13 protein-coding genes and 1 pseudogene are annotated in these 14,422 nt (G+C 35.8%); 7 read left to right on the top strand and 7 right to left on the bottom strand.

The features are described 5' to 3' along the window. Nucleotides 1-227: 227 nt before the first annotated feature. Nucleotides 228-756 (bottom strand): annotated as a pseudogene (locus LEP1GSC049_RS02000000224825) (DUF1564 domain-containing protein). A gap of 499 nt (nt 757-1,255) precedes the next feature. On the opposite strand from LEP1GSC049_RS02000000224825, the gene LEP1GSC049_RS210350 reads away from it, so the two are divergent. The 4 genes from LEP1GSC049_RS210350 to LEP1GSC049_RS210365 all read left to right on the top strand — a co-directional run bounded on the left by LEP1GSC049_RS210350 (nt 1,256) and on the right by LEP1GSC049_RS210365 (nt 6,174). Continuing rightward, nucleotides 1,256-2,581, top strand: a complete 1,326-nt coding sequence (locus LEP1GSC049_RS210350; protein WP_004755684.1) for an adenosine deaminase — start codon at nt 1,256-1,258, stop codon at nt 2,579-2,581. Nucleotides 2,582-2,734: 153 nt separating this feature from the next. Then, nucleotides 2,735-3,652, top strand: a complete 918-nt coding sequence (locus tag LEP1GSC049_RS210355) for a hypothetical protein (RefSeq protein WP_004755620.1) — start codon at nt 2,735-2,737, stop codon at nt 3,650-3,652. Next, nucleotides 3,652-5,451 (top strand): TrkH family potassium uptake protein, encoded by a 1,800-nt coding sequence (locus LEP1GSC049_RS210360; protein ID WP_004757286.1) that lies wholly within the window; start codon nt 3,652-3,654, stop codon nt 5,449-5,451. The genes LEP1GSC049_RS210355 and LEP1GSC049_RS210360 overlap by 1 nt, the downstream gene beginning before the upstream one ends. A gap of 12 nt (nt 5,452-5,463) precedes the next feature. Then, nucleotides 5,464-6,174, top strand: coding sequence for a potassium channel family protein (locus LEP1GSC049_RS210365; RefSeq protein WP_004755673.1), 711 nt, complete (start codon nt 5,464-5,466; stop codon nt 6,172-6,174). On the opposite strand, the gene LEP1GSC049_RS210370 is transcribed toward LEP1GSC049_RS210365, so the two are convergent. Beyond that, nucleotides 6,159-7,175 carry an aldo/keto reductase gene (locus LEP1GSC049_RS210370; protein WP_004755626.1) on the bottom strand — a complete coding sequence of 339 codons (1,017 nt, stop codon included), beginning with the start codon at nt 7,173-7,175 and terminating at the stop codon, nt 6,159-6,161. The two genes, LEP1GSC049_RS210365 and LEP1GSC049_RS210370, sit on opposite strands and share 16 nt — an antisense overlap. Nucleotides 7,176-7,696: 521 nt before the next feature. Between LEP1GSC049_RS210370 and LEP1GSC049_RS210375 the strand changes: the two genes are divergently transcribed. Continuing rightward, complete coding sequence (locus LEP1GSC049_RS210375) at nt 7,697-9,268, top strand: hypothetical protein (RefSeq protein ID WP_016561039.1); 1,572 nt, start codon at nt 7,697-7,699, stop codon at nt 9,266-9,268. A 33-nt stretch (nt 9,269-9,301) separates the two neighbouring features. Here LEP1GSC049_RS210375 and LEP1GSC049_RS210380 read toward each other — a convergent pair whose 3' ends face one another. From LEP1GSC049_RS210380 to LEP1GSC049_RS210390, 3 genes are read right to left on the bottom strand one after another with little or no spacing between them, the layout of a single operon-like run. Then, nucleotides 9,302-9,589: an acylphosphatase gene (locus tag LEP1GSC049_RS210380; RefSeq protein WP_000534971.1), complete on the bottom strand. Its 288-nt coding sequence runs from the start codon at nt 9,587-9,589 to the stop codon at nt 9,302-9,304. Next, nucleotides 9,589-10,017 carry a globin domain-containing protein gene (locus tag LEP1GSC049_RS210385; protein WP_004757252.1) on the bottom strand — a complete coding sequence of 143 codons (429 nt, stop codon included), beginning with the start codon at nt 10,015-10,017 and terminating at the stop codon, nt 9,589-9,591. Before LEP1GSC049_RS210385 ends, LEP1GSC049_RS210380 begins: the two co-directional genes overlap by 1 nt. Beyond that, nucleotides 10,017-10,505: an RNA pyrophosphohydrolase gene (locus tag LEP1GSC049_RS210390; protein WP_004757231.1), complete on the bottom strand. Its 489-nt coding sequence runs from the start codon at nt 10,503-10,505 to the stop codon at nt 10,017-10,019. Before LEP1GSC049_RS210390 ends, LEP1GSC049_RS210385 begins: the two co-directional genes overlap by 1 nt. Nucleotides 10,506-11,079: 574 nt before the next feature. Between LEP1GSC049_RS210390 and LEP1GSC049_RS2000000227605 the strand changes: the two genes are divergently transcribed. After that, nucleotides 11,080-11,876 (top strand): IS5 family transposase gene (locus tag LEP1GSC049_RS2000000227605; protein WP_162833666.1). Its coding sequence is split into 2 segments (ribosomal slippage): nt 11,080-11,425 and nt 11,425-11,876, totalling 798 coding nucleotides; the frame shifts between segments, so codons are not numbered across the junction. A 35-nt stretch (nt 11,877-11,911) separates the two neighbouring features. Further along, nucleotides 11,912-12,343 (top strand): SET domain-containing protein, encoded by a 432-nt coding sequence (locus tag LEP1GSC049_RS210400; RefSeq protein WP_004755625.1) that lies wholly within the window; start codon nt 11,912-11,914, stop codon nt 12,341-12,343. 401 nt (nt 12,344-12,744) lie between these two features. Here LEP1GSC049_RS210400 and LEP1GSC049_RS210405 read toward each other — a convergent pair whose 3' ends face one another. Both LEP1GSC049_RS210405 and LEP1GSC049_RS210410 read right to left on the bottom strand, forming a co-directional pair. Further along, entirely contained in the window at nt 12,745-13,533 is a 789-nt protein-coding gene (locus LEP1GSC049_RS210405) for a glycerophosphodiester phosphodiesterase (protein ID WP_004768230.1), read from the bottom strand. 125 nt (nt 13,534-13,658) lie between these two features. After that, nucleotides 13,659-14,042 (bottom strand): phasin-related domain-containing protein, encoded by a 384-nt coding sequence (locus LEP1GSC049_RS210410; protein ID WP_004757209.1) that lies wholly within the window; start codon nt 14,040-14,042, stop codon nt 13,659-13,661. Between the last annotated feature and the right edge of the window lie 380 nt (nt 14,043-14,422).

Here is a 14,422-nt window from a genome sequence, read left to right as displayed (position 1 = left end):
ATTATCCATTCACTTTTAATGAATATGAAACAATAGAAAGTTTATTTTTCAACGACTTCAATCGAGATAAAAAGAATTCTTTTATAAAATCAAATTCAAAGTGTATCCTGAAGAATCTGCATAAATCAAGTGTTTGGTGATTTAACAGTTTTGCTTAATGTTGATCAACATGGTACACAATTATTCTGTTTAGAACAAACGTAACATTTTCATCTGCGTGATAATGATTACGAAGACGTCTGTAAGTAATAGGGATATTTGTCCGTCATTGGGTTTGGTTCGAACTTTAATTCTCTTGATATGAGATTTTGTCTCCTGTTGATCTTCCAAGTCATTTCGTAAGTCCAGTGAAAGCTAGGAACTCCCCGGTTCAAAGTTTTCACAAAAAAAATCACCTTGCTCCTCCAGCCAGAGCATATAATTAAAAAGATAACACCTAGAAACCCCATGAGCAGCAGCTAACACACCTAAGGTCGCCCAAACACCTGTATGAACCCGAATACTAAATTTTTTCATTTTACCTACACCCAGATTATATTTGATTTTCCCAGCTTTATCATGAAGCCGCGTCATAGACGCAATTTGTTTTGAATATTTTCTCAGTAAAAAGGGAAGCCGATTCCTAAGAACCTTTCTTTCTTGAGGACTCAACCGATTCCAATAAACTTCTGGAACCAAAAGGGAATCCGTTCCAACAACACCTTCTATCAAAGTAGATTCAATTTTTTGACCGTCATCGAATAAAAGTATATCCATACTAGAAAACGGTTCTCTCTACCTATCTAAACGGAGTGGTTTATAAAAAAATTTTAGAAAGAAAACATTATATTTTAACGTGAATTTGGGTCCGGGTCTTGAAAACGGAGGGATTGACCCGGAGAAGGGGTAGCGGAAGCCTATTCGGCTGCAGCGAGGGGAAGGCTTTCCCCCTTCAGAAAACTGAATTGAAAAACAATATTCCCCAGATTCAATAATAAAGTATATCATAATACTCTAAAATATAAATCCCACAACTTCTGCAAGAAACGCAGAGAACGGTCCAGCCGGTTCCCTATTTCAAATCCTCTGAATTCTTATTTAACATGAGTTTTATCAAAAAACCTACATAGTATAGATCCTAACTTTCACAAGTCGTATAAGACACAAATAGAATTCACAAAATTTATAGTGTGTGTATATTCTAAAAATTTCTTTCCTTTGAAATCGAATCCTAATTTATCTTATAAAAATACAAAAATCGGACATTGCAACTTTTATGAAACCATACGCAGATCTTCACAATCATCTTTATGGATCGATTACTTCCGAATTTTTATACGAGTTGGGAAAATCCAACCCTTCCCCTCGTTGGGAAATTTTCACCAATTCGTATTTACAATGTTTTGGTAAAAAAATTTCTACAGAAACTTTTTTCCAAGACTATCAAGATCCGGATTATTTCCGCAAACTCTATCAGTTCAATCACAAAGGTCCATTTACCGAATTTCAGGCAAAGTTTAATCTAATCATCGCTTTGTCCAAGTTCGATCCCGCCGAAATATCGTTAGTCGCCACTCGAATTGTAGAAAATCAATTCCTTCAAGGTGTAACTTACGGAGAATATAGATTGATGTATTCTCCTTTGGAAACAGAACTTGGAATCTATGAAAAAACCTTAGCCGCCTGTGAAGGTCTGGCGCTCGGTGAGGAAAAAACCGGCGGTCTTGCCAAAGGTAAATTGGTAATTTCTTTACACAGAGATGGAGACGTATTCCAAGAATATTCAATTTACAAAAATCTTATGGAAAAAAATTCACTGATTAGAGATTACTTAGTAGGATTAGATTTTTGTTATATAGAAGAAGGTTTTCCTCCCAAGGAGAAAAGAAATTTTTTCCGGGAAGTAAATAAAGACAACCAAGCCGAAAAAGACACGGCACTTGCAATTCTTTATCACGTAGGAGAAAGTTTTCAAGATAAGTCGATTTTATCTGCGTCTAGATGGGTTTTAGAATCTGCAGAATGGGGAGTCCATCGCCTTGGACACGCGATCGCTCTCGGACTTCATCCTTCTGAAAAAATGAAAGATAAAATTACGGAACCCAAATCGGAAAGACTGGACCAACTTCAATTATACTATGATCGAAAAGAGGAATTAGATTTTTATTTTGAAGTTCCTTCGAGAGAAAAAATCGGAAACGAAATCGATTCTCTCAAACATAAGGAAACTGTAAAATTCAATATTAACCCTTCTTTTTTAGAGGAATGTATTGGCTTTCAAAATTACTGCATTTCTAAAATCAAACAGACAAACGCGATTATCGAATCCTGTCCCAGTTCGAACGAATATATAGGAATGGTAGTCAATCCGGAATCTCATCCGATCCTTCGTTTCGCAAAGAATGATATGAAATTTACGATCTCTACGGATGATCCCGGAATTTTCGGAACCTCGATTCAAGAAGAATTTTCTAAGGCGGCAAAAATCGGTCTTAGCACCGAAGTCTTGGAAACGGTCAGACGGAATTCTTTTTTATTTACTTCGGAAATTCTAAGCGGAAAAAAATCGTCTTCTGAATTCGAAGTTTTAGAAAGTTTTTAAAAAATGTGTGAGTTCCCGCAGATTACGTCTCTTTTCGGCGGTTTGCGAGTTTTGAACGGCTTTTTTATTGTAAAGCGTGTGAGTTCCCACACTTTCGGGAGAACCTAAAAATCCTTGCCTCGACCTATGTCTAAAAGATTTTAGAAGAAAGCCATGCTAAACTTACAAGAAATCCGCAAGAATCGACTGAATTTCGTTCGAAACTGCGAAACACTTGTATATAAAAATGGAACAAGTCGTAAAAAAATTCAAAGTTCCTCTGCCAATTTTTTCAACAAAACAATTTGGTTCCGATTTCATAAAATCATCCAACTTACGACCATACTTCTTATTTTTTCTCTTTTAAATCCTAAACCTCTCATCTCTCAAAGCCAAACGGATTTTTCAGATCCTTATGATTTTAATCTAAGAAACTATAAAGATTCTCAGACCCGAGAAGTGTTCCAGGAATATACGGTTCCCCCTACTTTCAAAAAACCCGCCCTGATTTCTCCTAAAAACGTTCAGATCCCTTTTGAAAGCCCCTTTCCCGCAACAGGAGGACTGCGAAGAACCACAACTCCAAATACGGAAAGAAAACAAGACAATCTAATCAATCCTCTTACAGGCAATATTAACGTAGAAACGATCCTTCAAAGACAGGCACAACAACAAGCGGATAAAAAAAGAAAACAGAATCAAGTTTTCGAAGAAGAAAAATATACCGAAACCACGTTTCGTCGTTTTACCATTATCTTTTTTATGACACTTCCGATCACACTAGGAATAGGATATGCGATCGCCGCCAATGCAAGAATTCCAGGTTATCATAAATTTCAAAAAACTTTCGGAGGTTCAATTTTCATTTTTACTTTCGGAACTAGTCTTGCTTTTGCAAACGCCTGGCACGATATGAAAGAGTACGAATCCATGAAAAAGGAGAATCAGCCAGAGTCCCCTCCCGTAGAACCAACATCCGCAGACTCTCTAGGTTTCGGAAATTCTCTTCCTATTTCTGGTTCGGCTTCGGCCTCTCCGGTTCCAGGAAGAGAATATAAACTGGAGATTTCTCTCTTTAACGTCAGTTTCTAATGAATTCCGTTAAGGATATTATATTCAAATTATCGAATATAAGAAGAAGCATAACCATTTTTTATCAAACTAAAATCTATCCTTTTTTAAGAATTTACTATTCTATCTGCGGAACCATTTCTCTTTGTCTTTTGATTTTGATCTATGGATTTTATTATCCGCACGAATGGACCCATTGGATCCGATTACTCGTAAATGTAATTGTAGTTTCTCTTGTGGTTTACGAAGCGCTTTCGTTTATTTTCGTAGAAAACAATTTATTCGATTATTTGAAAACACATAAAACGGAAGCAATTGTCGTTTTTCTAATCGTATTTCAAGAAATCATCAGTCAAGAAATTTATGAAATTCTAACTCTCGATTCTTTAAGTGGAGAAGACGCAAGTTTGGCCTTTTTATCTTTGAGCCAATTATTTCTTTTATTCAGTAACTTTTCTAGACTGATCCGAAAAACCGAACTTCTCAATTACAGACAAATCAGTCCGTCCTTAGTCATAGCGGTAAGTTTTGGAATTTTGATTCTTTTAGGTACACTCGCACTATCTTTGCCAAGAGCCCAAACGATTTCGATTTCTACGATAGACGTTTTTTTTACGGTAGTAAGTGCGGTTTGTGTCACCGGTTTGAGTACGATTTCGGTTTCCACTCAACTGACCGGAACGGGACAAACCATCCTGATGATTTTGATCCAAATCGGCGGACTCGGTTTGATGACCCTTACCGTTTTTTTTGCGATCTTTTTGGCGGGCCAAGTTAGCGTCACAAATAAACTTCTAATTAAAGATCTATTCAGTCAGGAAAGTGTAGGACGAGCTTCCTCCGTTTTAAAACAAGTAGCCGCTCAAACTTTTCTCATAGAAGCGATCGGAGCTCTATTGATCTTTATCTGTTATCCGAATCCAAACGAAATGGATCTTAAAAATAAAATTTTTTATTCCTTGTTTCATTCGGTAAGTTCGTTTTGCAACGCAGGCTTTTCCACCTTTCCCAAAGGATTTGAAACCGATTGGATGTTAAACCAAAAAGAATTTTTATCCGTGGTGATGATTTTAATCGTACTAGGTGGTTTGGGTTTTCCGACGGTAAACCATCTAATTCAATGGGTATTTAAGATAGGAGATCATCCCAAAAGAATGGAACTAGGTGTAAAACTGATTCTGACCGTAACCGTCGGTTTGATTTTATTCGGAATGGTTTCTTACTACGTTTTGGAAAGAAAAGAAACACTTTCTGGATTAGGAGTAATAGACGGAATGTTTCATTCCCTTTTTTATTCCATCAGTTCAAGGACCGCGGGTTTTAATACATTAAGTATTTCTAAAATGGGAACTCCTATGATTTTCGTCAGTCTTTTTTTGATGTGGGTAGGCGCATCACCTAACGGCACAGGAGGTGGGATCAAAACAACAACCCTTGCGATTTCAGTACTACATCTATTCAATCACATTCGAGGAAAGGAAGAATTAGAAGTTTTCGGAAGAAGAATTTCTTCCGGAACCACTTCCAGAGCCTCCGCAGGAATTTTAGTTTCTTTATTTTTAATCTTTTTTGGAATTTTCTTTTTAACCTGTACTGAAAACTCCGCGTTTTTAGATCTTTGTTACGAAGTAGTCTCCGCATTTGGAACCGCGGGACTTTCCAGAGGAATTACCCCTTCTCTCACTTCGGCAGGAAAAGTTTTGATCTGTTTAATAATGTTTTGCGGTCGAGTTGGAATGTTGACCATACTGATTGCATTCGTTCCTAAAGAAAAAAAGTCCGGACTTAAATTTCCGGAAGAATCGATCATAGTAGGATAAAGGAGAAACCTCATGGCGATTAAAAGAAAAAATAAAACTCTCAAAAAGAGAATCGCGGTTATCGGTCTGGGAGAATTCGGCAAGGCCTTAGTCGTCTACTTGAACGAAAACGGACACGAAGTCACTGCGATAGACAAAGACATAAAAATCATAGAGGAAATTAAGGACTTTTGTGCTCTCGCCGTATGTGTAGATACAAATAATCGAACTTCATTAGAAGAATTAGATCTAGAGGACATGGATGAAATTGTAGTCGCGCTCGCTGAAAATTTCGAATCACTGATCACAACCGCATACAATTTAAAAGCGATGAATCTGAAATCATTACACATACGTTATCATTCCGAATTGAATCGTAAAATACTTCAGATGATCGGAATCGAAAACCTTTTCAACCCGGAAGAAAGAGCGGCAGCTTCCATGGCGGAACAACTGAGTTATCAAGGAGTTAAAAAGGCTACTTTGTTAAGCGAAGAATATAGTCTTTTTGAAGTGGAAATTTCACCTCTTCTTTACGGTACGAAACTAAAAGAGCTCAACCTTAGGGAAAATTTTCAGCTCAACTTAGTTGCAATTAGAAAAGCGGAATTAAACGGAAACGAATCGGAAGGGGGAGTATTCCTCCCCGATTCCAAAACAATATTCCAAGAAAAGGAAATACTAATTCTATTCGGTAATTCCGAAAGTATCAAACGGTTTATCAGTGCCTATCCCATCGGATAAGGAATTTCTTTGGAAACCTCATCTATCTTTTTTAAAACATCTTCCGATAGAATCACGTTCTTAGCCTTTAGACTTTCTTCCAATTGTTCCACCGTATTCGCTCCGATAATTGTAGAAGCGACGTAATCGTGTTGTTTAGACCAAGCGACCGCAAGAACCGTAACTGACATTTCAGCTTCTTGCGCGATCTTCATTAATTTTTGGGTAGAAGCCAATGTGCCTTCGTTTAAAAAACGATGAGCCATTTTTTTCTGTCTTTCTCCAGAATTTAGATAACGGCTGAATCTGGCATTCTGAGGAGGATTGGAAGAATTATACTTCCCCGAAAGGACTCCACCCGCAATCGGAGAATAAGGTAAAAGACTCACACCTTCTCTTTTACAAATGTCGGATAACGCGTCTTCAAATCTTCGGTTTAATATGCTAAAATTATTTTGAATGGACTCATAACGTGAAAAACCAAATTCCTCGGCAACGGAAAGACTTTTCATCATTCCCCACGCGGTTTCATTGCTATTACCGATATAACGAACCTTTCCTTCCCGAATTAGTTCCGTCAGAGTTTGAAGAGTCTCTTGATAGCCGAAATCATGATCCGGCCAATGTGTTTGATAAAGATCTACAAAGTCGGTTCCCAAACGTCTGAGACTTCCTTCAATCGCAGCTCGGATGTTTTTCCGATCCAACGCGGTTTTCCCTTCTCGAACTGGAGGAGCAAACCAACCATGTCCAGGACCGCAAACTTTAGTGGCGATTAAAATAGAATCTCTCTTCTTGGTCTTTAACCACTTCCCAAAAATTCTTTCCGTCTCATGCACATAACTAGCGTCAGGTGGAACTGGATAAACTTCAGCCGTATCGTAAAAATCGATTCCCGCGTCGTAAGCCCTATCTAAAATACGGAACGCCTCCGCCTCGTCACAAGTGGATCCAAAGGTCATCGTTCCCATACAGATTTCGGAAACGACCATACCCGATTTTCCCAGTCTTCTTTTTTTCAATTCAATTCCTCCGTTTCAGGTCAAAAATGAGTCTTCAATCGGCAAAGGCAATCCTAAACGTTTTCAAATAAACATTTGAAAAACAAATTGATTGATTATATCTAAAACGAACTAAAAAAATTTATCGTTTCCCGAAGATACGTTCTATTCCAAAAAAGTTTGAATATAAAAAATGTTATGTTATTCTAACCTACATTCCAATTTTCAAACGTTTTAAAATTTTATTTTATAACAAAAAAATGAATCATGGTTTTCGCATATATAAGTTCAGTCTCATCGGCAAACTTCTCGATTAAAAGACAGAGTTATTTTTTGATATAAACTATAAAATGGATTTTTAATTTGTTTAAATTTGCAAAATTTTTATTTCAATCGGACATGCAATTTTAAAGACCGGTATCTTTGGATTTCATAAAGGTTCTCTTTAGTAGAACTTTTGAATATTTTTTGCTATTTTTGATTCTAATATAGTATAAAATCGTAAAACTTCGTCCTAAAATTTATCGCAAGAGGTAAGGAACTTGGATCCAGATTCACTTTACGATCATGAGAAATACGAAAACCTCATGCCCTCGTATTTGTATCTAAAAAACGAGGCAGACGCCACGGACCAAGAGGCAATTTCTTTAAATCCAAAAGAAATAGAAATCCTTTATCAAATTAGAAATCATACGACTCTGGAAGGTTTTTTTTCAGGTAAAATCTTAAAAATATGGAAGGACGAAGGTTCTAAACCTATCTACGTAAATACTTTGAAAAAACTTGTTAACGAGAACTTGATTCTAGTATTTCCGGAGTTTAAATTTTTAAAAGAAACCAATCAACTTGCGGTCTGCCTCTGTCTCATTTCGGAAAAAGAATTTAAAAATTCTAATCGAGAAAAATTAAAAGAGATTTATCTAAATAGCCTAAGCAAATCCGCACTGGCAATTCAAAACTATATTTTGGAAAGTGAACCTTACCAAATCAGCGAATTGATGTCTATATTTGAATATTTAATCGCAGAAAACGCAGAAGGAACCTTTATTAAACAATCTTTCAATATTAAAAACTGGATTCATTCCTTTACGTTCAAAGAACTTTTAAAAGAGGAAGTAATCGAGGATTCGGTCCAATTCATTTTAGAGAATATTCAAGAAAGCGAATATATTGCCGTCACAAAAAGTATAGGGTTATTTCACATAACAGACGAACTTGTCGAAAAAGCGTTTGAAATTTTAAAAGGATACTATCTCAACCAGTTTTCTCGAAAATTGAAAGAAAATTATCAAAATGCCTGGGAACTGATTTCGAAAAATCGAAAGAACATAGTGGTAGACGTCAATTATTCTGGTCCTATCTCAGGTCTCGAAGAAAAATTTGTTTCGGAAGAATTAAAGATCATAGGCGAAAATCTAAACAATTTGATTCCGAAAACGTTTCGAGATTTTTTGATCATAGCAAACTATATTTCACAAAAACACACTCAGGAAAGAAATCACAGCGCTTCCGGCGAAGAACTCAAATCGATCAAGATGTTAAAAACGATGATGACCATGAAAAGCTCCAATTTATCACAGTTTGTCGTTATCAATTCGGACGAGGATCGGGAATTTTCCCATTCCATAGTGGATAATCTCAGAAGAGATCCGGATTGTATTTCCTGCGATTGGTATGAAAAAGGAAAAAAGATGGAATGTTTTTGCAGTAAAAAAGAAGACATCATTATTCCCTTGATGAAACTGATGACCGAAAAATACGCTTTCAAAAAAGATACTATTAGAAATTTCTTATATCTTTTAAAAAAGGAGAAAAATAATCTCGGGAATTTATATCAAAACGCAAATTTTAAACCGACTCTGATACAATTGAAATATTCTTGTTATAAAGAAAACCTCTCTTGGTTTTCCAAAATATTAAATTTTTTAGGAATTTATAAATTGTTAGAAACCTACTTAGAACACGAGGAATCCATCGTTCAATTAGAACAACTTAGCAGAGAAATTGCATATAAGGAAAATCGAAAAAAACAATTGGAAAAAATCAGATCGGAATGGCTCAGAGAAATCGAAGAGGATTCCGACTTAGTCACGGAAGAAAAAGCGGAATCCTAAAAACAGGGCAGACTAATCGGCGTTATACGTAAGTTATTTTTTAATTTCAAAAGTCCTAAAGTTCCCTTTTGGATCTTCCCAAGTAATCAAGGCTTCTTTCACTTCGGATCCTTTAGGACCTCTTTGAATTGCTCTGTAGAGATCTTCTATAAACATCTTATCTCCTTCTACAACAGTTTCCACTTCTCCACCCGGAAGATTTTGAGTATAACCGCTAAGCCTACATTCTTGGGCTCTCTGAAGAATGTAATATCTAAAACCAACTCCTTGAACCTTTCCTCGAACTAAAATTTTCGCTCTCGAATTATTTTTAGATCCCATTAAGATTCCTCCGTCTTACTTTCCAGATTTACCATCCATGCAGAGAAGTCCTTAAAAAAAATCCAAAGAATTTCTTTAACTGAAACTTCCGCATCCCAATCGTCCAAAACCTTACGATAACAAGAAAGCCAAATCCTTCTCGCTTTTTCATCGATCGGAAACGGAAGATGCCTGGCGCGCATTTTAGGAGGTCCGTAGTTTTGAGAATACAAAGGTGGACCACCCGTTACCTGAATTAAAAAATCAGCGGATTTCATTTTACTCTCTTCTAGATTTTTCGGAAACATAAAAGCGATCGAACTAGAAGGAATCTGATCGTAAAAATCGGAAACTAGCTTACGAAGACTATTTTCGCCGACAGAACCGAAAACAGATTGTAAACCGGGAATTGGTCCCGGAGGTCCGCCGGCTGGGATGAAAAAGGACATTACGATCTATTTCCGATATCTTGTAAAAAGTTTTGTATCTTAGGCCCAAAGTAATTTACAATTTTATAATATACGTCTTTTTTAAAAGGAACGACAGTATTCAACGTGTTTTCTATGGGAATAAAACGAACCGTTCCAAATTCTCTTTCGTGAATATCCAAATGACATTGATCCGCTTCTCCGTCCCAATAGATGAGAAACCACTTTTGAAGTTGTCCTCTATATTTTTGAAGATGGCGGTTTAGAGGAAGGTTTTCAGGAAAATCATAGGGAATCCAATCTGGATATTCAGTCACAATTTTTCCGGAATCGATTCCGACTTCTTCATACAATTCTCTCATAGCTGCCTTGATCGGATCTTCATTGTCGTCAATTCCACCTTGTGGAAATTGCCAAGAACCTAAAAAGTTCAACCTTTCTCCAACCAGCACCTCTCCACGAGAGTTAAATACGACCATCCCGACATTTTTTCGGTAGGGTTTTTCCATACGAATAAGCTCCCGTTAACGCAATTCTATGACAAGAAGTTTTAAAGCCGTTGTTTAAATCCTAATACTATGACAAACACAGATAAATAGAATCTATCTTTTTAATCGATGAATTCGATTTTAAAAAATCGTTATACAGAATTAAATCATTTTTGAAATAGATTTTACTGATCCCTATATAACAAAGTATCAAGAGTTTTTAGACAAATCCGCGTTTAGAAGCAAAACTAGAAATTCTATTCTATAGCTCCGAGTAGAAAATAAGTAAAAGCTCATCTCAAAAATCTTCTACTTAGTCGTTAAACGCCGTTTTCAAATATTCGTATCTTTGAAAACTTATCATTTCTTTAATACTTCGGAAGTTATTTTACAATGGAACCGTTCAAAGAACAAACGCTTTCTATAAAATCTCTTTTGATAGTAACGTTAAGAATTCAGTTGCAAATTTTATACTCTTTTGGAAATGATAGCTTGAGAACGATTCCTAAGAAGTATGTTTAGGTAAATTCTCATCGTACTTAGAGCCGGTCTCAAAACTGGTTGTACTTTTGAATCGTAATTATTTACTTGTGAAATGGACAAATATTATTCAGAGATACCGGATGGACTTTGGAAACAAATAGCCCCATTGATCCCGAAAGAAAAGGTAAATCCGAAAGGAGGTCGCAATCGAGTACCAACACGATTAGTAATGGCCGGTATCATCTATCGAATGAAAACAGGCTGTCAGTGGCGTGCCATTCCGAATGAGTTTGGATCTGGCCAAACTTGTCACAGAAGATTTCAAGAATGGGAACGAGCAGGAGTATTCAAAAAGATTTATAAATCTATTTTAAAATATTATGATGTAAAGAATCAGATAGCATGGGACTGGGCTTCGATGGATTCGGCAATGGTTAAAGCTCCCAAAGGGGGAGCTTAACTGGGAAAAACCCTACAGACCGTGCCAAATTGGGGGTTAAACGGCATATTCTTACAGATGGAAATGGAATTCCTTTGGCCATAACATTGAGTGGAGCCAATGTTCATGATAAACACGCTGTAAAAGATACGTTGAATTCAATCCTGATTTTTTCCGGTAGAAGAAAAAAGAAACCAAAACATCTTTGTTTAGATAAAGGATATGATTTCAAAGATATAGAAGTTTTAATCAAAAGAAGAAACATTCAATCTCATATTCGGAAAAAAGGTGAGAAGCCTCTCATTGGTAAATATAAAGGAAAACCTAGACGATGGGTCGTTGAAAGAACTAACAGTTGGCACAATCGATTCAGGGCTATCCTAATTCGTTGGGAAAGAAAATCTGAAAATTATCTTGCATCTCTTTATCTCGCAAGCTCTATCATTGCTTTTAACTTTTTTGATAGGTAGTTTTGAGACCGGCTCTTAGGAGTTTGATTTCACCAATGCAATTACGTAAAAAAACTTCACGATCTAATATCTTCCACGAAAAGGACTTCGAGATCAAACCTTCTTCGATTCCTGGGATTGGAATGGGATTATTCCCAAAAGAAAACGTAAACAAAGGTGATACCATAGGATATTATACTGGAAAAATTCTTACGGATAGAACTGCAAACTCATCTAAATACTGCGAGTCTAAGTATTTGCTTTGGATCTGCAAGGACCATTGGATTTACGGAGAAGGAAAAGAAAGCAACTACACTCGTTTTATGAATCACAGTTCTAAACCGAATGTAAGACTTGTAGTATCCGTCCGTTGGAAAACGGCAAGATTTGAAGCCATTCGAAAAATCAAGTCAGGAGAAGAATTATTCTTCGATTATGGAGACGAATATTGGATCAATACGGACATAGATCCGATCGAAAGGAATTAGAAATCACCTCTTCGAATTGTTGTTCTCTTACTCAATTTTTTATTGAATGAGGATCATATAACGGCATTTCACTGAGAAGTTTAATTTTAAAGGGAATCTTATAAAATGGATTTTTTGATTCTATGAAGGTCGTCAAACAGCGATTTCACTCAGAAATCTGATCGAAGAGTCATTCTTTTGAGATTTTATAGAGGTTTATTAATTTCCAGTTATTTCTACTAATTCTTATAAAACTGAATACCGTAAATTTTAATCTCCAAACCTTGTTTGAATACAAAATTTTGGATACTTATTATATAGACCAAACAATATAATTTCCAAATCTTCAGAATCAATTATTTGTCAATCCCACTATAGAATTTTTAGACCACTCTAGTATATAAAAAATCTATCAAACACAACTAACGTGAATATTGATTTATCAACTTCTTCATAGTTTTTGGGAAATTCGTAAAAAGACCGTCCGCTCCAAAATCTAAAAATCGTTTCATATCTTTTTTTTCGTTCACCGTATAAATTACGCTTAGAAAATTTTTTTCAGATATTGATCTTAAATTTTCTTCCGAAGCGTCTTCCATAGAAGGATGAATACTCCAAGCTTTGATTTTTTCACCAAAAATAACCGCTTCTGAAACGTTTCCACTTCCGTCTCCAACAAGAACACCTAATTTTACTTGTGAATCTATATTTCTAATTCTTTCTAAACATTCCCAAGAAAAAGAGGAAATTACAACTCGATGAGAAATTTGAAATCTACGAATCAAATGTAAGACATTCAACTCGATAGAATTTTCATTTATGTAAGAATCAAGTGCGGTTGATTTGATTTCTATATTTAAATCGGTCTTGGATTTTTGAATTAAACGTAATACGTCTTTTAAGAAGGGGATTTTTTCTTTTTTAAATTTTCGATCAAACCATGAACCAGCGTCGAGTTCGCTTAATATTTCTGATTTAAATTTACGAACATTTCCTACCAACTTTGTAGTTCGATCCAAATCGTCGTCGTGAATGACAACAACTTCTCTATCTTCGGAAAGAGTTACGTCCAATTCGATCAGATCCACTTTCTCGCGAATCGCCTTTTGAAACGCGATCATAGTATTTTCCGGAAATTCTCCGCTAAAACCTCGATGTGCAAAAACGAGGGGACGTTTTAAATCGTTCCGATTTTTAATATTCTCAATCATATTCTATTTTATGAATATATTTATAAAGTCAGAATACAATAAAAAAGTTGAGTTTAAAGCTAATAGTAAGTTTGGAAAGGATTCAGGCGGGTTAAAATCCCGCCCGAGAGAGAAAGTTACGATTCTTATTTAGAAACGGTAGCTTTTCCGGCAGTAGTATTTTTGATCGCCTCTGCCACTTCGTTGATTTTTGCCTTTACGGCTTCGATTTGACCTTCAGGGATTTTGTTTTTGATCTCTTCGGTGATTTTGTTGTAGTTCTCGATGATTTTAGCTCTGGTTTCTTCATAGTTTTTGCCAGCAACGGAAGTCACTTCCTTAATATCGTTGATAACTTTATCAACGGTTTCACGGATTTTTACAGTTGCCTCAGAATTATCAGAAGCTCCTTTTGTGACAAGTTCCAAATAGGTTTTTTCAAGATCAGCTTTCGCTTTACCCAGACCTTCTTGACTAGCTTTGATGAGTCCCAGACCCGCATTTAGAACATCTAGAATTTGCTTTTCCATTCAATTTTTCTCCTTAAGATCGTTACTTTTCTTGTGCGTCGCACAATCCTTTTATATTGCAGCGCACAATTTTAGTCAATTGAAAAAAGAAAAAAATTCCTCAAATTTACAATTTTTTTCAAATTACTGCAAATTTTACTCAATGCTTATGTTTAATTATGATCATAAATTGAACGCAGTTCGTTCTAAAATTCGATTTTTCCGTAAAAAATGTGGGAACTCTTACAAATCCTAAATTACAAAAAATAAATGTTTAAAAATTCGCAATGTGACATTTTTTGTGGGAACTACCACAAATCACGATTTTACGAACCAATTCTAAAATTGTAGGAACTCATACTTTTAAAGAATTCTTTTTTGTTGAGTTTACATTAAAATAA

Source organism: Leptospira kirschneri serovar Cynopteri str. 3522 CT (assembly GCF_000243695.2).
GTDB lineage: Bacteria > Spirochaetota > Leptospiria > Leptospirales > Leptospiraceae > Leptospira > Leptospira kirschneri.
The sequence above is the reverse complement of the archived record's forward strand: the minus strand, read 5'-3'. Positions and strand labels throughout refer to the sequence as shown.

What these genes read in the sequence shown, in the direction of transcription:
- LEP1GSC049_RS210350 (WP_004755684.1), top strand. Translation starts at nt 1,256, where the DNA reads ATGAAACCATACGCAGATCTTCACAATCATCTTTATGGATCGATTACT.
- LEP1GSC049_RS210410 (WP_004757209.1), bottom strand. Translation starts at nt 14,042, where the DNA reads ATGGAAAAGCAAATTCTAGATGTTCTAAATGCGGGTCTGGGACTCATC.
- LEP1GSC049_RS210405 (WP_004768230.1), bottom strand. Translation starts at nt 13,533, where the DNA reads ATGATTGAGAATATTAAAAATCGGAACGATTTAAAACGTCCCCTCGTT.
- LEP1GSC049_RS210400 (WP_004755625.1), top strand. Translation starts at nt 11,912, where the DNA reads ATGCAATTACGTAAAAAAACTTCACGATCTAATATCTTCCACGAAAAG.
- LEP1GSC049_RS210365 (WP_004755673.1), top strand. Translation starts at nt 5,464, where the DNA reads ATGGCGATTAAAAGAAAAAATAAAACTCTCAAAAAGAGAATCGCGGTT.
- LEP1GSC049_RS210360 (WP_004757286.1), top strand. Translation starts at nt 3,652, where the DNA reads ATGAATTCCGTTAAGGATATTATATTCAAATTATCGAATATAAGAAGA.
- LEP1GSC049_RS210390 (WP_004757231.1), bottom strand. Translation starts at nt 10,505, where the DNA reads ATGGAAAAACCCTACCGAAAAAATGTCGGGATGGTCGTATTTAACTCT.
- LEP1GSC049_RS210355 (WP_004755620.1), top strand. Translation starts at nt 2,735, where the DNA reads ATGCTAAACTTACAAGAAATCCGCAAGAATCGACTGAATTTCGTTCGA.
- LEP1GSC049_RS210380 (WP_000534971.1), bottom strand. Translation starts at nt 9,589, where the DNA reads ATGGGATCTAAAAATAATTCGAGAGCGAAAATTTTAGTTCGAGGAAAG.
- LEP1GSC049_RS210385 (WP_004757252.1), bottom strand. Translation starts at nt 10,017, where the DNA reads ATGTCCTTTTTCATCCCAGCCGGCGGACCTCCGGGACCAATTCCCGGT.